At 55.2% G+C, this 19,979-nt stretch carries 19 protein-coding genes; 12 read left to right on the forward strand and 7 right to left on the reverse strand.

What is annotated here, in order from left to right; translation table 11 throughout:
- Positions 1-33 precede the first annotated feature (33 nt).
- The gene (locus OLTU_RS07615; RefSeq protein WP_141732158.1) at positions 34-915 is read left to right on the forward strand and encodes an Hsp33 family molecular chaperone HslO; all 882 of its coding nucleotides are present in this window, start codon (positions 34-36) and stop codon (positions 913-915) included.
- Positions 916-977: 62 nt separating this feature from the next.
- On the opposite strand, the gene OLTU_RS07620 is transcribed toward OLTU_RS07615, so the two are convergent.
- Both OLTU_RS07620 and OLTU_RS31815 read right to left on the reverse strand, forming a co-directional pair.
- Positions 978-1,151 carry a Sec-independent protein translocase subunit TatA/TatB gene (locus OLTU_RS07620; protein WP_141732159.1) on the reverse strand — a complete coding sequence of 58 codons (174 nt, stop codon included), beginning with the start codon at positions 1,149-1,151 and terminating at the stop codon, positions 978-980.
- 47 nt (positions 1,152-1,198) lie between these two features.
- On the reverse strand, positions 1,199-1,405 hold the full coding sequence (locus OLTU_RS31815) for a hypothetical protein (RefSeq protein ID WP_176736417.1): 207 nt from the start codon (positions 1,403-1,405) through the stop codon (positions 1,199-1,201).
- Here OLTU_RS31815 and OLTU_RS07625 point away from each other — a divergent pair.
- A complete protein-coding gene (locus OLTU_RS07625) occupies positions 1,404-2,489 on the forward strand; it encodes an L-threonylcarbamoyladenylate synthase (RefSeq protein WP_176736418.1) in 1,086 nt (361 codons plus the stop codon). The two genes, OLTU_RS31815 and OLTU_RS07625, sit on opposite strands and share 2 nt — an antisense overlap.
- Here the strand turns inward: OLTU_RS07625 and hflX are convergent.
- The 3 genes from hflX to OLTU_RS07640 all read right to left on the reverse strand — a co-directional run bounded on the left by hflX (position 2,486) and on the right by OLTU_RS07640 (position 5,624).
- Positions 2,486-3,832 (reverse strand): GTPase HflX, encoded by a 1,347-nt coding sequence (gene hflX, locus OLTU_RS07630; protein ID WP_141732161.1) that lies wholly within the window; start codon positions 3,830-3,832, stop codon positions 2,486-2,488. The two genes, OLTU_RS07625 and hflX, sit on opposite strands and share 4 nt — an antisense overlap.
- A gap of 139 nt (positions 3,833-3,971) precedes the next feature.
- The gene (locus tag OLTU_RS07635) at positions 3,972-4,664 is read right to left on the reverse strand and encodes a hypothetical protein (protein WP_141732162.1); all 693 of its coding nucleotides are present in this window, start codon (positions 4,662-4,664) and stop codon (positions 3,972-3,974) included.
- A gap of 39 nt (positions 4,665-4,703) precedes the next feature.
- The gene (locus tag OLTU_RS07640; RefSeq protein ID WP_141732163.1) at positions 4,704-5,624 is read right to left on the reverse strand and encodes a LysR family transcriptional regulator; all 921 of its coding nucleotides are present in this window, start codon (positions 5,622-5,624) and stop codon (positions 4,704-4,706) included.
- A 389-nt stretch (positions 5,625-6,013) separates the two neighbouring features.
- Between OLTU_RS07640 and OLTU_RS07645 the strand changes: the two genes are divergently transcribed.
- The 7 genes from OLTU_RS07645 (at position 6,014) to OLTU_RS07675 (ending at position 15,732) form a co-directional block, all read left to right on the forward strand.
- Positions 6,014-9,943, forward strand: coding sequence for a S8 family serine peptidase (locus OLTU_RS07645; protein ID WP_141732164.1), 3,930 nt, complete (start codon positions 6,014-6,016; stop codon positions 9,941-9,943).
- 137 nt (positions 9,944-10,080) lie between these two features.
- Positions 10,081-11,298 carry an acyl-CoA dehydrogenase family protein gene (locus OLTU_RS07650; RefSeq protein ID WP_141732165.1) on the forward strand — a complete coding sequence of 406 codons (1,218 nt, stop codon included), beginning with the start codon at positions 10,081-10,083 and terminating at the stop codon, positions 11,296-11,298.
- Positions 11,299-11,320: 22 nt separating this feature from the next.
- Positions 11,321-12,157 carry an SDR family oxidoreductase gene (locus tag OLTU_RS07655; protein ID WP_141732166.1) on the forward strand — a complete coding sequence of 279 codons (837 nt, stop codon included), beginning with the start codon at positions 11,321-11,323 and terminating at the stop codon, positions 12,155-12,157.
- Positions 12,154-13,209, forward strand: a complete 1,056-nt coding sequence (locus OLTU_RS07660; protein ID WP_141732167.1) for a phosphotransferase family protein — start codon at positions 12,154-12,156, stop codon at positions 13,207-13,209. Before OLTU_RS07655 ends, OLTU_RS07660 begins: the two co-directional genes overlap by 4 nt.
- 2 nt (positions 13,210-13,211) lie before the next feature.
- The gene (locus OLTU_RS07665) at positions 13,212-13,904 is read left to right on the forward strand and encodes a histidine phosphatase family protein (RefSeq protein WP_141732168.1); all 693 of its coding nucleotides are present in this window, start codon (positions 13,212-13,214) and stop codon (positions 13,902-13,904) included.
- A 9-nt stretch (positions 13,905-13,913) separates the two neighbouring features.
- Positions 13,914-14,684, forward strand: coding sequence for an SDR family oxidoreductase (locus OLTU_RS07670; RefSeq protein WP_141732169.1), 771 nt, complete (start codon positions 13,914-13,916; stop codon positions 14,682-14,684).
- A 169-nt stretch (positions 14,685-14,853) separates the two neighbouring features.
- A complete protein-coding gene (locus OLTU_RS07675; protein WP_218109899.1) occupies positions 14,854-15,732 on the forward strand; it encodes a Tim44 domain-containing protein in 879 nt (292 codons plus the stop codon).
- A gap of 134 nt (positions 15,733-15,866) precedes the next feature.
- Here the strand turns inward: OLTU_RS07675 and OLTU_RS07680 are convergent, their stop codons facing one another.
- Entirely contained in the window at positions 15,867-16,220 is a 354-nt protein-coding gene (locus OLTU_RS07680) for a hypothetical protein (protein WP_141732171.1), read from the reverse strand.
- A gap of 2 nt (positions 16,221-16,222) precedes the next feature.
- Positions 16,223-16,894: a hypothetical protein gene (locus tag OLTU_RS07685; protein WP_218109900.1), complete on the reverse strand. Its 672-nt coding sequence runs from the start codon at positions 16,892-16,894 to the stop codon at positions 16,223-16,225.
- A gap of 459 nt (positions 16,895-17,353) precedes the next feature.
- On the opposite strand from OLTU_RS07685, the gene OLTU_RS07690 reads away from it, so the two are divergent.
- The 3 genes from OLTU_RS07690 to OLTU_RS31820 all read left to right on the forward strand — a co-directional run bounded on the left by OLTU_RS07690 (position 17,354) and on the right by OLTU_RS31820 (position 19,884).
- Positions 17,354-17,596 carry a hypothetical protein gene (locus OLTU_RS07690; protein WP_141732173.1) on the forward strand — a complete coding sequence of 81 codons (243 nt, stop codon included), beginning with the start codon at positions 17,354-17,356 and terminating at the stop codon, positions 17,594-17,596.
- A 340-nt stretch (positions 17,597-17,936) separates the two neighbouring features.
- The gene (locus OLTU_RS07695) at positions 17,937-19,733 is read left to right on the forward strand and encodes a Fic family protein (protein WP_141732174.1); all 1,797 of its coding nucleotides are present in this window, start codon (positions 17,937-17,939) and stop codon (positions 19,731-19,733) included.
- 13 nt (positions 19,734-19,746) lie between these two features.
- Positions 19,747-19,884: a hypothetical protein gene (locus tag OLTU_RS31820; protein ID WP_176736420.1), complete on the forward strand. Its 138-nt coding sequence runs from the start codon at positions 19,747-19,749 to the stop codon at positions 19,882-19,884.
- Positions 19,885-19,979 lie beyond the last annotated feature (95 nt).

Here is a 19,979-nt window from a genome sequence, read left to right on the forward strand (position 1 = left end):
CAGTTTTCATTCGTTTATGCAGGGAAAAACAGCATGGCGGAACTCAAAAAATTTCTTTCCAAAGATGGTTCCATTCGCATCGCCACGGTCATCAGTACAGAAACCGTGAACGATGCGTTTCGCTATTTTGAAGCCTCGCCCTTGGCGAAAACCCTGATGGCTCGTGCGATCACGGGCGCGATTCTGATGGCCAGTCAAATGAAAGAGCGGCTCGGCACCGCGCTTCATTTTATTGGTGAGGGACCCATTCAAAGTATTTTTGCCTCGGCTCAGTATGAAGGCGGAGCCAAGGTCTACTGTGAAAATCGTAATGCAGAGCTTCCTGAAGGTGTCACGCATCTGGGTGCGGGCCTGGGAGCCGGCCGCCTGGATGTGATTCAGTCACGTCCCTTTGAACGTGAACCATTGCGCGGCACCGTGGAGCTTTACACTGGCGAGATCGGGGACGACATCGCCTACTACCTGAACCAGTCGCATCAGATTCCAGCCATCGTTTCTCTCGCGGCGCGCCCCGCGGAAAAAGGTGTGGAAGTTGCGGGTGGCTATATCATCGAGCTGATGCCTGGCTATACCGATGAAATCATTCAGAAGCTCGAGCAGCTGCAACCTCTGGTGGAATCCACAGTCAGAAAATTGCAGCACGGCGCAGCTCCGGAGGATCTGATCGATATCTATCTGGATCACTTCGAATTCGAGGAGGTCACGCATCCTTACAAACCACATTATGAATGTGGCTGCAGTGTCGAACGCGTGGAACGTTCGCTCCTTCTGCTTGGCCGTGGCACGCTGGATGAGATGGTCAAGGATAAGGAATCAGCAGAGATTGCCTGCGAATTCTGTGGCTGCAAATATGAGCTGTCGATTGAAGCCTTGAAGAAGCTGCGCGATAGTCTGGATGAAGTGCCTGTGCATTGAGAAAAAGGGGCAGGTATGATCTGAGCAGCCGGACTCAGCCGGCCTGCTTCAGATGAAGGGCATCAAGCCTTGTTTTCTGGAAGTTTGGCTTGATCTTTTTCAGCGTCCGCTACGGAGCGTTTGAAGTTACGAATACCCTCGCCCAGGTTCTGGCCGAGTTTAGGAAGTTTACTGGTGCCAAATAGCAAGACAACCACGCCGGCAATCATGAACATTTCCATAGTCCCGATAGGCATACGTTCCTCCTCAGTTCCTTACTTGAATACCACACGTATCGGCAAAATCACAAAAAAATTGAGTGAAAAAGCGGCTTTACGTTTTTTTTAGAGCGGATGGTCCGGTCTTTATTCAGGTTTTGGGGTAACCCGGCCCAGCGTTTGGCAAATTTAAGCTGCAAAATGCCCTTTCTGCAACCGCGTCCTTGTGAATTCTTTATAAACATGGCATCTCTGGGTTCTTTAACAGCGTCCATCCCGAGGATCCACGCCATGAACGGTTCCCCAAAGATCAGTCTCCCGACACCCGAAGCCATTCAGGCCGCAGCGCGAGCCCTGCGGGCCGGCCAACTGGTGGGAATGCCTACGGAAACTGTCTACGGGCTGGGCGCGGCGATCGATCAGGATGCGGCCCTGGAAGCGGTCTTCGCCTATAAACAAAGGCCTTTCGAGGATCCTCTGATTGTGCATGTCCTGGGCGCTGAGGGTGCTTTGGCTCTGTGGGATTTGAATGCGAAAACCCGGCCCCTTATCCAGGCCCTCATGGAAACGTTCTGGCCTGGGCCTCTGACACTGGTGGCTCCGGCGCGTCCGCAGGTTTCGCGTCTGGTCCGCGGCGGCGGAGACTCTGTCGGCATCAGGGCACCGGCGCATCCGGTGGCGCGCGCTTTGATTGAGGCCGCAGGAGTTCCCGTTGCGGCGCCTTCCGCCAATCTCTTTGGTCATGTCAGTCCCACGCGGGCTCAGCATGTGGCCGATGATTTTTTTGATCGACCGCTTTTGATCCTCGATGGGGATCGCAGTACGATCGGTATCGAGTCCACGGTCCTGAAGGTTGACGATGATGGTCATCTGCGTCTTTTGAGGCATGGTGCCATCGGGGAAGCGGATATCCTGGATGCCCTAAAAAACAAGGGTTTCACGGCCTCATTCAGCAGCAAGGTGCCGGGTCAAACGCCGAAGCGGGTTGAAGGTCCTGGTCAATATCTGAAGCATTATGCGCCGCACACGCCGGCCTGGATGCTGACGCCGCAGGGCGGCATGCCCGAGGGTTATGCCGTTCGGGAAATTTTGCCGCTTGAGGCGGTCGCCTGTCTGGATTTTGCGGGACGCTTTGAAAAAAGACGGCAGGATTTTCACAGTTATCAGGATCTCGCCGCCAGTGGGCAGGTTGCGGAAGCGGCTCAGATTTTGTTTCAGCAGCTGCGGGCTTCAGAACAGCAGGCCGGGCATCAGGTGATCCTTCTGCCCGAACTCGATCCGCATCAGCCTGATCAGCAGGCGGTTTATGATCGTATCTTCCGCGCCTGTGAGGGCAAGAGAGCCTGCATCGTGGGCCGCGAAGTCCATCTCAGTTAAACCCGGGTCAGCTGCTTTTCTATCCAGGCGTGCACTTCCTCCGGAGCACGAATGGTGACCAGGGTTCCTTCGTCCTCATGCTTCTCCTGCAAAACCCGCGCGCGTTCTCGGATCATGCCGAGGACCTTGCCCTGCGTATAGGGAATCAGAAGAATTTTGTCGATCATGTTGGCTTCGAAGAAACCCAGAATCAGTTCCCGCATGCGCTTGATATCGTCCGGGTTGCGCGTGGAAATAAAGATGGCCTCCGGAAATTCCTGCGCCAGCGCCTCCTTCTGTTCAGGCTCCAGCTGATCGACCTTGTTCAGGACCAAAAAGCTCGGCGTCTGAGTCGCACCGATTTCCCCCAGCACAGCCTGGGTCACCTCGATCTGCGAGCGAAAGCTTGGATCGGAAGCATCCACAGTAAAAAGCAGCAGCGAAGCATTCAGAGCCTCATCCAAAGTGGATCGAAACGAAGCCACCAGATCATGCGGCAGCTTTTTGATAAAACCGACCGTATCGGAGATCAGAATGCGCGGCACGGTTTCCGGTAGCAGGGTGCGCACGGTGGTGTCGAGCGTGGCGAAGAGTTTGTCCTCCACCAGCACCTCACTGCCGGTCAGGGCCCGCATCAGCGAGGACTTGCCGGCGTTGGTGTAACCCACGAGCGCGACCGTGGGAACCTCGCTGCGTTGAGCACGCCGCGTATTCTGTTCATGCTGAATCGATTCCAGCTGCTGCCGAAGTTCCGCAATACGATCCCGAATGCGACGCCGGTCGAGCTCATGAGCGGTTTCCCCGGCACCCTTCGCGCCAATTCCACCACCCTGGCGGTCACCACCCACATGGGACGCCCGCAAACGCGGGGCCAGGTAAGCAAGCTTGGCAATTTCCACCTGCAGACGGGCTTCGCGACTGCGGGCATGGCGGCTGAAAATTTCCAGGATGACGCCACTCCGATCCAAAACCTCGACACCGGTTGCATCCTCGAGGTTGCGCAGCTGCGTCGGCGTTATTTCCGTATCGAAGATCACGACATTGGCCCTGGTTTCCGGCGGATGCATCGGCTCGGGGCGTTCGTCTTCATCGTCTTCCCCAGCCTCCTTTTTGAAGCCGCGGACGATGCCGGTGCCACCGGTCCAGGCCGCGAGCTCCTTCAACTTGCCTTCACCCAGAATCGTGCCGGTGGCCAGCGCCTTGCGTTTTTGTGAGATGCGGCCGAGGGTCACAAAGCCCAAAGTCGTGCAGAGGCGCTCCAGTTCCTTGAGCGAGGCCTCATGATCGGCATCCGAAACGCCTGGGAGCTGCACGGCCGCCAGAACAGCCTTGGGTTTTTTATCGATATTGGGATTCTGACTCATGGGAATTTCCTTGCTCGGGTACACAATACGCGCGGACACCGTTTGTATATTATTGGGAGAAGGAAAAGCATAGGAAAGTGCGGTGGGTCATTTGAGCATGGAGGAGGGGTGCAGCCCTCGAGGGGCTGCGGAGAGCACGTCAGATGAAAAAGCGGAATTTGGCCAGGATCAAACCCAGATTGGTGTCCGTGTTCTTCAGCGTGGTGCCGCCTTTGACCTTAATGTCCGTTTTGGTGTAGGTGTAATCAATGCCGAAGACGTATTCGAAGTTCTTGGCGATGGGAACAACACCCAGCAGATCAAGATACAGGGAATATCCCGAAATATCCGCTTCCTGAGTCGTCGGGGGGGTGCCGCCGGTCGTGTTTTTTTCGCTGCCCATGAAGTAAGTGGGGCTGATATCGAACTCGAAGGTCACCTTGTTGCTCAGTGGACGGCTATAGAAATAATAGCCGCCGATGGAATTTTCTGAGGATTCATCCCCATCCTTGACGCTGCGCGAGTTGATCCCGAGGCTGAGACCGGCTTCCTGATTGTCGAAAGCCTTGCCGAACAGGACGTTTCCGCCCATGTCCTGAGGGTAGATATAGACGGAATACTCGCCTACAAAGGCGGCGAGTTCAACGTCGCCGGGGAAGGTCGTGAAGCCGGAAGATTCTGTTTTGGTGGTCGTGGTTCCATTGTCTTCTTCCAAGGTGTTCATGTCGTAACGCCAAACGCCATGAGACAAGCGCAGCGAAGCAGGTTCACCGCCCTCCTCGGCTGCCACAAACGATGCAGGCATAAGAATGCAGACGCCAGCTGCCATGTTCAGAAGCAAGTTCCGACTCATAGGAATCCTTCCTGTGAAGATTTAAGCACTTCTCCAAGATTAGACATTCTGACAGGAAGGCTCAATCAAATTCTGACATAATGTGCGTAGCCAAAGGGACATTTCGTCCTGATCCTGCTGTTCATGCCAGTACATGAAGATGGCCGGCAGGGGACAGTCGATCGGCAGAGCCGCCTGGGCGAGTTCAGGCTGCAGGCCGCTGGTCGTCATCAAACGGGCCGGAACGGTCAGCAGCAGATCGGTGGTCGCCGCCGTCCGGGCCGCTGCAAAAAGATGCTGACAGCGCATGGCGATCGTCCGGTGCCAGCCCCGTCTCTGCAGTTCAAAATCCTCCAGGGACAGTCCCATCCGCCGGGAGGAAACCACGATATGCCGGGCGGCGAGGTAGGCTTCAAGGGTCAGCTCCCTTTGGAGCAGGGGATGATCCCGGCGACCTACCACCATCCAGACATCCTCCATCAGTTTTTGAGAACGCAGGCGCGGGGACACCGGCAGCTGCACATCCAGGGCAAGATCCAGCTGACCGGAGGCCAGTTCCTTTTCCAGATCCTGACGCTTGATGCGCAGACTCGTGAGTTGAGCCAGCGGCGCCTTCTGCATAAAGACTTGCATGAGCTGCGGCAGAAAAAAGGCTTCCAGGGGATCACGCGTCGCCAGAAAAAAATTGCGCCTTGTCTCCTGGGGCACAAATGCAGGGGCTTTGAAAGGCAAACTCAGATGCAGCTGCTGCAGGGCCTCGTGGATTTGTGGCCAAAGGTTCCGGGCCAGAGGCGTCGGTTCCATGCGCGGACCGCGGCGGACGAACAGTGGATCCTGGTAAAGTTCCCGCAGACGGGAAAGACTATGACTCACAGCCGGCTGGCTTAAGCCCAAAACCTGGGCTGCGCGGGTGATATGAGCCTCCCGATAAATGGCATGAAACGCCACGAAAAGATTGAGATCGATCGTGTGGAGGTGCATCGTATCGTGTCCTTTCCCTTCCGGCCTGTTTCCAATTCTTTAAACCGTGGTGATTAACAGCAAGTTGGCACCATCCCCAGGCAAAGTCGTTTCCATGCAGGGATTCACTGGTATTGAAGGAAAATCCCGCTTTTGTCCACCACGAGAGATTTTTTCACTGATCTTGGTATATCTCATCAGGATTCCTCTCCAGGCTGTTTCTTAATATTTGACAGTCGCTTCCAGGCTTCAGTAAATTGCGACTCAGAATCTCGTAAGTTGTCCTGAATAAAGCCTCAGAAAAATCATGGAAGCAGGAGTGAATCCGCGTGTGCGGAACGTGAAAGTTGTTGCGTTCTGTTCACGAGGCGTTGCGCACTTTGGCCTTTTTTCAAAGGATTGGAAGAACCGTGCATAAGCAAAGAGCCTCAGCTTTTCTCAGTCGTTTTTTGTGTTTGAGTCTGGTTCTGGCCGGTGGTGTGAGCTGTCAAAAACGTTCCTCTGCGCCCAGGCCGGCGGTCGAGCAGGATCCCGGAGGATTGATACTGCCGACCCAGCCTTTGCCCGTTCCCGATGGGAATGACGGTGTGATCAAGTGGCCGAACGGGCAGATCTCTCTGACGATGAAGATCAAAAATCGGGCCTACATCCAGGTCAACGGTTTGGTGGCCCCGGTCACCTATCGTCAATTTCTGGAACGCGGCAGCCCTTTGGTCCGGGCCGAGGTCCGGGATGCGATTGGTCAGAGCCTGATTCGTTCCCTGCACAAACTTGAGGCGGACGTGCATGAGGAATTCCTGCTGAAAGAGATCGTGCCCGAAGCGGGCTATTATTCCATGTGGATTCCTTATGAAGAAGCCCTTTGGAACCGCCTGCGCGCGGTGAAGGAGCTTCCGGTTCCCATGACTCTGGAAGCTGTCACGACCGATCCCAATGAATTGGAACGCGTCGCGCAGCAGTCCAAGCAGATCAATGACATGATCGTGGCCGGCAAAGCCAAGGACACCACCGATGGATTTTCCGGGCTGAGACGCATCGGTGTGACCAATGAGTGGTTGCAGGCCCTGGAGCAGGAATTGGGTGAAAAGGTGGATGGTTCCCTGGTCAAAGTCGGGATCACGGATACCGGTATCACCTATAATCATCCGTCCTTCCGTGATGCCGCCGGCAAGCCGCGCGTTATCTATATGAAAGATTTCACGCAGGAAGGAAAAGTTTATTTCCCCAGTACAGCGAAATTCTCCGTGCGCCTCGGGACGGCAGCGGAAGCCTCCCAGGCAGGCACTCCCCAGAGCAAGCTTCTGATCGCCGAGGAAGTCTCCGCGCATGTCAATATCGTGGCCACGACCCCAGCCGCGGATGGCGCCAACCTTCTGCCCCTGCCCAAGGGCACGGCTCTGGTGGTTCCGGTGGATGTCCGGCGTGCGGTCGCGGAGGGGGCGAGTGTGCGTCTCGGATTTCTGGCTGAAGTGGCCCTGGGAAGTCCCTTTGATTTGAACCGCAATCTCAAGAACGATGACCTTCTTGGGCTTCTGCTGGTCTCTCCTCCCGGCAGTCGTGATCCAGCGGAGAGCAAGGTGTATATAGCCCTGGAGCCTGTCGGCAGTCTGGCGAAAACAGGGGAGATCACCCTGCAGGAACGCCTGGAAATGGGCAAGGCCGTGCCTCTGCGCGATTTCAATCGCAGTGGGGATGTCACGCAAAGTTATGCAGAAAAATTTGGTCTGGCCTTTGAAACGATGAAATTGAAAGCCTCGGACGGTCAGGATGTTGATACCATCGCGGTCAGTATCGTCGGCTATGATTCCGGTCTGCATGGTTCGCATGTGGCCGGTATCATCGGTGGGCGCAAAACTCTCCTGAATGATGATGACCTTACCCTCGCACGCGGCGTGGCCCCGAATGCTCAATTGATGTCCATTCGGACTTGTGCCAATACCCGTGGCTGCTCGGCATCGAACGCTATTATCGATCTGACCCTCGAAGGCAAGGCCGATGTCATCAATATGTCCCTCGGCAGCCTCAGCAACATGAATGATGGTTATGATACGCAGTCGCTGTTGATCGACCGCCTGAGTCAGATCACCAACACGCAGTTCGTTATTTCCGCCGGCAACTCGGGCCCTGGTCTGCAAACTATCGGCTCCCCATCCTCCGCCCGTCATGCGATCAGTGTCGCGGCCAGTGCCTCAACCGATATGATGGGACGGCAAAGTCAGCTCGCCATTCCCACCGAGGATGGCAAGGATGAGGATTTTGTTATGGGATTCAGCAGCCGCGGTCCCCTCGGTAACGGTGGTTTCAAACCCAACGTCACGGCTCCGGGCACCCAGCTCTCGGCCATTTCCCTCAATCGACCGGGACGGGCGGGAACAGCTATCATGCAGGGCACTTCGATGTCCGCCCCTGCGGTTGCCGGTGCCTATGCGCTGCTCCTCGATGCCGCGCGCCGTTACAACAAAAAGCACCCCGAAGCGCCGCTGCCCACCGATAATCGTATCCTGCGCAAGGTGCTGATCGGTTCGGCCAAAGCTTTCGATGCCAAAACCTTTGATCCCAAAACCAATCAGGCTGTCGAAGGACAATATACCTGGATCGATCAGGGCACCGGGCTGATCAATCTGCCTGCTGCATGGAATGCCTTGAAAGCTCTGGGTGCCCAGCATGTGCCCACCGGAATCACAATCAATGGTCAGACGATCGAGCCCGTTTACGAAGTGCGGACTCTGATGACCAATCGTTATGGCAAAGTTTATGATGGCAAACCGGTGGAAGGCAATCCGGTGATTTCCTATGGCGCCGGTCTTTGGATCGATGCCAGCTCCGTGCGTCCTCTTTATTCGGTTGGGATAGCCCGGCGTCTGCCTCTGATGGCGGAAGGCATGCTGACGGCGGAGGAGCAGGGTGATGCGTTTGGGCAACTGGTGGCGAGCGCCGAATTTTTCAAACTTCATACGGAAATTCATGGATCGGCCATCGAATGGCTCAAAGTGAATACGCTGGCGACCGCCAATTCCGGGGAATCCAATCACTGCGAGTCCATCGCCGCCGGGGATAAACTGACCCTTGTGGGGCAGGGCGCTCTGGATGCCGCCAGTGTCAGCGGGACAGCGGAAAGCGTGATCTATGTTTGCGTCGATCGTGAGAAAATTGCCCGTCTGCCCAAGGGTGATCACGGCGCGCTGGTTCGTGCTTATCGGCAGACAGCGGACGGTCGCATCACGGAAAATGTTCCTTCGTTTATCATTCCCATTTATCTCTCAATCCCTCATGAAACCCTGACCGCAGGCAAAGCCTATACTGTGACCCAGTCGCAGGTGAAGGCCCTGGGACTTAGCCGCAACTATGTGGAAGTGCCAGCCGATATCAGCTCGCTGCGGGTGACGCTGAGTGTGAACAAAGCCAGTGTCGATCCCTTCGGCCAGGCGCAGAACTGTTCCGGGGTTTATCTGAATACCTATGCCGGGAACAATATTGTCAACCCGCCCGAACTTTTGAATGCCGTGGCTTATAACTGCACGGGGCCTGCCTATTCCGTGGGACCTGACGATGACGTTCTCTCGAAATTTGTCGGGGAAGTCTTCGAGCCGCAACCTGGTATTTGGGATATGCATGTGGAAGGCCTGTCCCGCTATCCGAAGAGCACCTATCAGCTGCGAGTGGACTATGTGAAAGCGGAGGCCCAGCAGAAGGAAGTGAAAGGTGGTATCGAAGCACTGAATGGTTCCCTGGTGATCGAAATCAAGGAAGGTTCCGTGCCGAAGAACGTCAACCCCGAACGTTCGTCCTATATACTTGACCAGGCTGTTCAAACCGTGCAGCCGACCGTGAAGGATGGAGAATCCATCGAGGTTTCCAGTGCAGCCGGCCAGCGGCTCCGTCGTTATCCGGCCACCGTCACCAATGTGTCGGTCGTCACCGCGGGAGCTTCCGGTTCGGATCTGGATCTGTGGATTCAGGAATGTGCTGTGGATGGCAGCGCCTGCGGAATCGTGGCCAGCAGCGGTGGACCCACGGATGAAGAACAGGCGAGCTTTGTTCCCAAAGCGGACCGGGCTTATATCTTCATGGTCGATGGCTATAAGGTGCTGGACGGCCAGACCCAGTTTCAACTGACCGAATCCATCACCTTTGCCCAGGGTGCGGTTGGAACCTTGAGTGCCAGTCAGCTCGGCTCCGAGCGGTTCTGGAATGTGGTCTATCGCATGGACAGAAATGATCCCTTCTTCCAGTCGGAAATTTTTGTGAACGATCCCAGCTATGAAGTCCGGGGCCGCATTCGGGTGGCATCCGATGATCTTACCCTGGCTGTGATACCGGTCCAGGTGCGGCTCCGCTAGTCCCGGAACATTCCACCGTCCCTCTTTTCATGCAGGCGTTATAACCGTGATCGATAACGCCTCATGAAGACTATTTATTTGCCTTAAGATCCATGAGAGCCTAGGCTGATGCATTCTTTTTGAGCCGAGGACCTCACATGGATTTTTCCCTATCGCCGACCGCGCAGAGTCTCAGCCATAAAATACAGGCCTTTCTCGATCAGCATGTCCTTCCGCAGGAAGCTCTCTATTACCAGCAGTTGGGGGCCGATAACCCGAACTGGCGTGAATGGAAAGTGCCCGCGATCATGGAAACGTGGAAAACCAAAGCCCGTGAGGCCGGGCTCTGGAATCTCTTTCTGCCGCCGCATGATTCCGGTGGACTCTCCAATTGCGACTATGCGCCGCTGGCCGAAATCATGGGGCATACGCCCATCGCTCCGGAAATTTTCAATTGCAATGCCCCTGATACCGGCAACATGGAAGTCATTCTGAAATATGGCAGCGCGGAGCAGAAGGAACGCTGGCTCAAGCCCCTCCTGGAGGGACGCATCCGTTCCGTTTTTTTTATGACTGAACCTGGCGTCGCATCCTCGGATGCCACCAACATGCAGGCGACCTGCCGTGTGGAAGGTTCGGACATCATCCTGAACGGCCGCAAATGGTGGAGTTCAGGCGTCGGGCATCCCGCCTGCAAATTCGGCATTTTCATGGGCGTCACCGATCCGAATGCGCCCCGGCATCAACGGCATTCCATGGTGCTCGTGCCCCTGGATGCGCCGGGGGTGAAAATTGAACGCATGCTGCCGGTGTTTCACAGCTATGATGCTCCCTATGGTCACGGTGAGGTCTCATTTACCAATGTGCGCCTGCCGCTCGGCATGATGATTGCGGGACCCGGACGCGGTTTTGAAATCGCTCAGGGCCGCCTTGGGCCAGGTCGCATTCATCACTGCATGCGGGCCATCGGTGCGGCGGAGCGGGCTCTGCATCTTCTCTGTCGGCGCGCGAGCGAACGCGTGGCGTTTGGCAAACCTCTCGTGGAACTTGGTGGCAATCGCGATATCATCGCCGAAGCCCGCATGCGCATTGATATGGCCCGGCTTCTGACGCACAAGGCCGCCTGGCTGATGGATACGGTCGGTGTTCAGGGTGCCATGAGCGAAATTTCGCAGATCAAAGTGGTGGTCCCGAATGTGGCTCAGGATGTGATCGACCAGGCCATTCAAATTCACGGCGGGGCCGGTTTATCCGATGATTTCCCGCTGGCGGCGCTCTATGCCTACGCGCGTGTCCTGCGCATTGCCGATGGTCCCGATGAAGTGCATCGGAATTTAATTGCCAAATTGGAATGGAAACGACAAGGCTTGGCTTAAACATTTTTTGGGAGAAAAAACGATGGCCCATGAATCTGGAAAGAGAGTGGCGATTACCGGTGCAGCCAGCGGACTCGGACGGGCTCTGGCCCTGCACTATGCAAGGCAGGGCTGGAAGGTGGCGATCGCGGATATCAATGATATCAGGGGGCAGGAAACCCAGCAGGTCATCCTTGCTCTGGGTGTTGATGCCTTTTTCATGCACGTCGATGTTCGCGAGGAAGCCTCCCTGATCAAATGGAAGGACGCCATCGTCAAACGCTGGGGCGGGCTTGATGTCATCATCAATAATGCCGGTGTCGCCGTTCATGGCGGCATCGATGAAACACCCAGTGCGGACTGGGAATGGATCATTGATATCAACCTGATGGGCGTCGTGCGCGGCTGTCAGATCTTTACCAGCCTCTTTAAAAAGCAGGGTTTCGGCCATATCGTGAATGTCGCCTCGATTGCCGGCCTGATTCATTCCCCCGAGATGAACAGCTACAACGTAACGAAAGCCGGTGTGGTGGCCCTGTCGGATACCATGAAATCGGAACTGAAACAGTTCAATATCAAGGTCAGCGTGGTGTGTCCGGGCTTTTTTCCGACCAACCTCACGGAAAATACCCGCTCGCCGAATCCCAATATCAAAAGCGTCATCAATAAACTTTTTGAACGCTCCAAACTCAAAGCCGAGGATGTCGCGCGCATCGTTTTTGAAGGCGTCCAGGCCGGCCGTTTCCATATCCTGCCGCATAAGGACTTCGCCGCGATCTGGTATATGAAACGGGTCTCGCCAGCCTTTTATTTCTGGGCCATGGAACGCATGGTGCGCAAGCGCCAGGATTTTCGTGAGCGGGCGAGGGCCGCATCATGACCCTGATTGATCAGGCCGACACGCCACGCCAGGGCGAGGAGCTGGATGTCCAGGCGGTGGAAGCCTTCATGAAAAAACAGATCCCGACGCTTCAGGGAAGCTGCCGTATTCGGCAGTTTCCCGGTGGAGCTTCGAATCTCACTTATCTTGTGGAATTCGATCAGGAGAGCTTTGTCCTCAGGCGTCCGCCCTTTGGCACCAAGGCCAAATCCGCTCACGACATGGGGCGGGAATTTCGTGTGATGCAGAAGCTTAAACCGGTTTATCCCTATGTGCCCCGCATGATCGCCTCCTGTGACGATGAGAGTGTACTCGGGGCTCCCTTTTACATCATGGAACGCCTCGTGGGTTTCATTCCGCGGGCGGATCTGCCGGCCGAACTCGGTTTTGGCCCCGGGCAGCATCGCGCCATCTGCCTTGAGTTTATCGACAAGCTGGTGGAGCTGCATCGCGTCGATTATCAGAAGGCCGGCCTCGCGGATCTCGGCAAGCCCGATGGTTATGTCACAAGGCAGGTCGAAGGCTGGTCGCAACGTTACCTGGCAGCGCGCACGGACAACGTGCCGGATTTTGCAGGCGTGCGGCAGTGGCTGCATGAACACAAGCCGGACCAGATTCGCACCTGTGTGATTCACAATGACTATCGCTTCGATAATATCGTCTTTGATCCCAACGAACCCACCCGGGCCATCGGTGTGCTGGATTGGGAAATGGCCACACTCGGGGATCCTTTGATGGATCTTGGCAATAGTCTCGCCTATTGGGTGGAAGCCGGCGATGATCCCCTGATGCAGAAAATGCGGCGGCAGCCCACGCATCTGCCGGGCATGCTGACCCGTGCTGAGATCGTGGAACTGTATCGCCAGAAGATGGATCTGCCGCCGGTGAATTTCACCTGGTATCGGGTGTATGGCCTGTTCCGCCTCGCGGTCATCGCCCAGCAGATTTACTATCGCTTCGCGGCGGGTCAGACCCAGGATCAGCGTTTTGCGCAGTTTCACGTGATGGTCACGCATTTGGAACGACTCAGCCTGTCCGCGATCAAGGGGTAAGCATGGGATCCCTCTATTTGATTCGACACGCACAGGCTTCGTTTGGCGAGTCGGACTATGATGCCCTCTCCGCGATCGGTCAGCAGCAGGCCGTCATCCTTGGTCAGATGCTGGCTGGAAGTGGTCTGCGCTTTGATCGTGTGCTGCAGGGAAGCATGAAGCGGCACAAGGAAACGGCCCGTCTTTGTCTGACGGAAATGTCCGGAACACCCGAGCCCGAGACCGCGGATTGGTTGAATGAATTCGATCACCAGGCGGTCCTGTGCGGCCTGCATCCGGATTTTGCTGATCCGGCGAAGGTTCAGGCATTTTTGCGGAAACATCCCGAACCGGCCAAGGCCTTTCATAAGGAATTTGAGAAGGCCATGCAGCGTTGGATGCAGGGGGCTCATGAAGCGGATTATGCGGAAACCTATGGACAGTTCAAGGAGCGTTGTCGCAGAGGGGTGCAGACCCTTCTGCAGCAGACGCCGGCTGACGGCAATGTGCTGCTCTTCACCTCGGGTGGACCCATCGCCTGCCTTATGCAGATGACGCTGGAGCTTTCCGATGCGATGATGCTGCGGCTCAACGGAGCCATCGTCAATGCTTCGGTTTCCCGTCTGCCCTTCAACGGCGATGTCCTGTTTCTCAGCTATTTCAACGATCATGCTCATTTTGGAAAAACGTCTGCGCCTCTTCTTACATTCAGATAGGACAGGACCATGGACTTTCAAAAACCATTCGATCTTTCCGGAAAAGTTGCTCTGGTCACCGGCTCCAGTCGCGGCATCGGCGCCAGCATCGCCCGCATGCTGGCCGGTCATGGAGCTCAGGTCATCGTATCGAGTCGCAAGCAGGACGCTTGTGAAGCGATCGTGGCCCAGATCAAGAGTGAAGGGGGCCAGGCCGAAGCCATCGCCTGTCACATCGGGGACATGGAATCGATAACAAACCTTTTTCAACAGATCCGGGAGCGTTTTGGGCGCCTCGATATTCTGGTGAACAACGCCGCCGCCAATCCTTATTTCGGGCCTATCCTGGATACCACGCTGGAAGCCTATCAGAAGACAGTCGACGTCAATATCCGCGGCTATTTCTTTGCCTCGGTGGAAGGCGGACGCCTGATGAAAGAGAAGGGCGGGGGCGCGATCGTGAACGTGGCTTCCATCAATGCGGAAAATCCCGGCGTCTATCAAGGCATCTATTCGGTGACGAAGGCGGCAATTGTGTCGATGACCAAGGCCTTCGCCAAGGAATGCGCCGCCTATAAGATCCGCGTCAATGCCCTCCTGCCAGGTGCCACCGATACCAAATTTGCCGCGACGCTGGTGAAGAATGAAAAGATTTTGAATCAGCTCATGCCGCATGTACCCCTGCAAAGAGTGGCGCAGCCCGATGAGATGGCCGGTGCGGTACTTTATCTCGTCTCCCCGGCGGCATCGTATACGACAGGCAGCTGTTTGACCGTGGACGGCGGCTATTTGATCGGTTGAGGGCGACTCGGTGGCGTATTGTTAAAAGCGAAGAAGTCCCTCGACATTATCCATGCAGGTAATGATGTGAATCCATGATAGTTTTTCAAGTCAGGCGCGATTTCCATGCGCCGTTACCTGAGAGGTTCATGATATGCACGTTTCGAAAATGGGATTAATGATTCGCACTTTGTTGATCGCTTTCAGCTTCGGTCTGCTCGCCATCGGGAGTGACGCGTTCTCCCGTGCGGGTGGCCGACGTTCCTTTGGTCAGCGTTCGCATCCGACGACGCAGCCCCGTTCCAATCCTCCGGCGAACCAGCAGCCGCAAGCGCAGCCCGCTTCCAATCGCGGTGGCTTCATGAAAGGCCTGGCGGGTGGTCTGGCCGGTGGTTTGCTCGGCAGCATGCTTTTTAGTTCGCTGGCTCACGGCGCCGGTTTCGGTGGCATGGGTGGCGGCATAGGCCTTCTGGATATCATCCTGATCGCTGGTCTTCTTTATGTGGCGTTCCGTTTCTGGAAAAGTCGCCAGAATCAAAATCGCCCTGCTTTTGCCGGAGGCGCGCCTTCGATGGGCTACCAGCCGCCGATGAATCAAAGCATGGCACGCAGCGCGAGCTACGGCAGTACCCCAGCCGATGCCGGTTACTTTGCACAGGGTGGTGTTTCCGGATCCCGTCTTGAGCGCGATACGGCTGAAGATATCTTCTTCCGCGTTCAGGGTGCCTGGACCCGTCGTGATCTGACTTCGGTTCAGGATTATGTGGAACATGATGTGGCCCGTGTGCTGGAAGCCGATCTTCAGGATCTGAAGGCACGGCAGGAGATCAACCGTCTGGAAAATATTTCGGTCCGTAACATCGAGCTCAGCGAGCCCTGGTATGAAGGCGATCGGGAACTGGTACGCGTGCGCTTTACCGCGAGTCTTTTGGACTACACGGTGGATGAAAGCACGGGCGCCGTGAAGAGCGGCAGCAATACCGAGCCGGTGAAGTTCGATGAAAATTGGATCTTTGCGAAGTCTCAGGGACGGAGCAGCTGGCAGCTGGCAGGGATCGAACAGATCTGAGCTTCGTCTGGCGTTTGCTCTTGGATGAGAGGATCCGGGTCCACGGCCCGGGTCCTGTTTTTTTTCAAATGAAGGTTAATAGTGGACGCAAAAAAGGCTTCACCCGGCCGCGGCCGGGTGAAGCCAGGAGATGATTAGGGTTGTTTTTTCAAGGACGCGCGCAGCGTCAGGCGACGGTCTTTCAGAACATACTCGTTCATGGCCTCGCCATCGGTTACGCGATAGTTTCTTGTTTCACCGACCTCGTTGGAGATCGTTACTGTGGTCACAGGGTCCGGAGCAGGAGCTGACGCATCCTCCATCTGGACCACGATTTCAAGAGGCAAAGGATCCGAACCCGCCATCCGAAAAAGTGAACCATTCAGGCCGAGGGTTTCGGCCAGGTGTTTTGCGAGGCCTGCTCTGCCAGGTGGTGTGGAAATCCCCCCACCCGTACCGGCGTGAGCCGTCAAGCAAATGAAGCAGGATAACAGCAAAACCTTGTTCATGCTCAGGCCTCCACTTTCTTATCAAGGATTGGTCCGACAAAGAGAGATGATGCGGTTACTATGGAACCTTTGAACTCTTGGGAATTTTCAATATTTGCCAGACTCTCGATAAAGTTCGCGTGAGCATCGTAGTAGGCGCGCAGGCCTTTCTCATTCAATCCAGTCACCCAGTTTCTCATGTGAGTGCCAGGGCTGGCTGCTGTCATCAAGTGAATATTATTCAAAGCGACCTTCTTCACCAGATCGTCCGACCACCACTGGCGCCCTGCGATTAGATTTTCGATTGTTCCATTTTCCATTATGCGCAGAGCTTTTTTGGAAATCAATGCATCCAAAATTTCCGTGCCGAACTTGCCAAATTCTTCAGCCACAAGGCTACGGGTTGCGCCGACAGTCTCGGTCGCAAAAGCGAAAATGCGATAACGGTCGATATCCGTCAGTGCAAAGGCAATGGTGTCAAGCAACTCATCGGTTTGTTGTTCCGTCAGTTTACTGTCAGCCAGTTCCTGGACTTCAGCCGGATAGAATTCACCAAGGATTTCCAGGTACTTGTCCGGCTCGATCACTTTCAGGATGCGCTTGGCATCAAAGAAGGACAGGCTTTTCTGCTCGCCCGCCTGCAGTCTGTAAACGATCGTATAATCAACGCCGACCTGCTTGGCCAACCATCTCACACTCTCATTTTTTTTGACGACAAAGGCTTTGATTTTTTCCTGAAGGAAAAAACAAATCGGATGAGCCATTGAAGCTGCTCCCAGGTCGATGAGTTGTGATTGTCTTATTATTTAGTAATTTTATGGCGGTGGAAAGTCAAATTATTCGTACATGGTGGTGAATAATATTTGTTCTTCGTGAATGTGAATAGTCATTAATGCATGGTTTGCGATTGCAAAAGCCCAGAAAAAATGCTGTCACTTCTTTCAGACAATTTTGCAAATGCTAAATGACGTGTCTCTGATTTCATTGCACAAAAGCAAAAGCGCCTTTTTTTTCATCTCCCCCATTTTGCAACGGCTGAAGAATATACCAGTGACAAGGAAACAAAACTTGCCGGGGTCCTTTGCACATTGATATTTACGACTCATCACTAAGGTTAGTTTCCCTATGCGGGTGTCAGTTTTAGGAGAGAAACCATGCTCAGGTTTATCGTGTTCAGCAGCATTGGTCCTATCGTTTTAAGCTTGCTGTCGTCTGGATATGGCATGAGCCGACCTTCAGTGCTCACTTACAAGGAATGTGGATTCGCTGCCAAGGCGCCGTTCGAACAGTACCTGGCGAAGGCGGAGGAATTCAAGAAAAAATATGGCGAGAAAGCCAAGGTTGAGTGGATTACTGAAAATAATTGCCAGGGTGTGACGCTTCATTACCTCCCCTGATGCAGTCCCTGAATGAACTTCCAAAGGCGAAAGCTACCGCTTTTTTCCCTTCCCAATATCCCCATATTACCGCTCTTTCCCGCGACCGGCGTGCTGGATCCATAGGATTCGGCACCGGTTCGGGTCTTCCCTAAAATAGCGCAGGTCTGAGCTACATTTTTCATCCGGCATACACCACTGCTTTTACCTTCCTTTTTTGAGGCGTTTTTGAGGCGATTAAAATTTTCATAAAAAACGACTATATGTCCTGTAATTTCCCTGGTTTTAATAGCTGTTGAAGCCCGGGCTGAATCCTGCTAGACACCTTCTGGTTGTTCTCATTCGCACAACGAGGTTTGCTGTGTCGCTCGCAGAATCAAGCCCTTATTTCTCACAGATGGCTGGTGGTGATTATCTCCAAATCATTGCCCGTGCTGTGGATTCGCGTGATGCGGAGTTGAATCCTGAGGATATTCCTTGGGTGATAGGCGCGCTGACTCTGGTGGGACGGAATATGGAAGCGGATGGTCTCCTGCAGCGTTGGATCCCGCATATGACAGCGGCGCAATTGATTGCCGCCCGTTGTTTTCTGGGTTCCGGTTTTTGCCGTGAAGGCCGGGATGATCTGTCGCGCAAAATATTTTTAAATAACCTGCGTGACGCCAGGATCGCTGGCGATTGCCGCTCGCTGTGCTTTGCCTATCAGGGGCTCGGCTTTTACCGTTACCGTCAAGGCCGTCTGCACGCAGCGCGCATCTGGGCTCAGGCTGGCGTCAAGCAGGCGATCGCCGCTGAGTTTGATTACGGTTATGTATTGACCATGGAACTGCTGGGACATTCCCAATTGAATCTTGGTTTGATCCATAGTGGTTTTCGCACGCTGTCGATGGCCAGGAGGCGCGCCCAGAATTTCGGGTCAGGAGCCCTCCTGCAGGCGATGAATCACAGCCTCGTGATGTATCGCTCCGCTTACGGGGTGGTGCGGCACAGCGATGAGATCGTCACGGTTTTGCAGGAGACGATCACCCGCTCGTCCTATGAGGACAGCTATACCCAGGCTTCGTTGAATCTGGAACTCTCCCGGGTTCTGCTCCTGCGCGGTCAATTGCGACGATCCAAAACTCTTTTGGAACGAACCAGCGAACTCGTTTATCGCATCGACAATCCCAATTTGGAAATGAATCATAATCTTCACCTGGCCCATATCCTGCGCAAGCAGGGCGAAACCCACCAGGCTTTGAGTCTGGTGCGCGCCGCCCGGCATCGTGCGCAGGCGCGGTCTGATTTAAGGCAGCATGTGCGCGCGCTCGGTTTTGAAGCGCAGCTTTTGGGCGAGATGGGGCGCGCGGTGGAGCAGCAGGCGCTCGTTCCACAGATTGAATCCTTGACCCGACGCTGGGGGGCTCTAATCGGCTGGAGGACACTCCAGCGCATGCGGGGTATGCCAGGCACCTTCAGCCGGCCTGGCGACGATCCTTTGGGCGATTTGGTGGATCAGGTGAAGTTTTATCCTGCCACGGCTTTGCAGGAGGTCGTCCGAAGCGGCTGGCTCGGATTTTTACCCAATGTGCTGGGACTCCGGCCTCACGAATGCGCCCTGGTTTTTGATGTCGAGCCAGGATCGGTGACGATTATCGACCGCGGTGAAGTTGTTCATAAAGTGGAAGGCTGCTCCGGATTGATGCGCAAACTCATCAAGTGGCTCGCGAAAGGCGAAAGCGCCAAGGATCGCCTCACGGCGTCCCTCTGGGGTCGCAGCTATGATCCTGCGCGTCATGATAAGCAGATCTATGGACTGGTGGCGAAGACCCGGCGTTTCCTCGGCGCCTATGGGGAATGGATTGAAGCCAGTGAAAGCGGCTATCGTTTACGTCCCCAGATTCGCGTGCTCACGCAGGATCTTCGCACACCGCAACCGATGAGTCTTCTGCAGCGCGATGATGACGAACAGGAAACGCTGCCGGCACTGAATGTGCGGCAGGCTACTGTGCTCAGTTGGATGCGGGCGGGAGAGATCATAGAACCCAAAGCTATCGTGGATCGTCTGAAAGTTTCCGACGCAACAGCGAGTCGGGATTTGGCCAAATTATTGGAGCTGGGACTGGCATATCGTATGGGCAAGGGTCGCACCACACGCTATGCCTATGGACCAACCTAACAGGAGTAGCAACATGGGAACACAGATCGGAAATGCAACGCCGCTGGACGTCGCTGCCGCAGCGAGTGACGAGCGGGTCGAAGACAACGGCAGCGAACCGGCATCCTTCACGGACTCAACCTGGGCGGAAGATGTGGCGAACGAATTCTAAATCTTTCCCGAGCATGTTTGGACTGCCCTCTGCCCGCTGACCGGCGCCAGGGGTGCAGTCCCATCCCGTTCCGGCCTTTACCCTTCCTAAAAAAC

It is taken from the genome of Oligoflexus tunisiensis (genome assembly GCF_001748245.1).
Lineage (GTDB): Bacteria > Bdellovibrionota_B > Oligoflexia > Oligoflexales > Oligoflexaceae > Oligoflexus > Oligoflexus tunisiensis.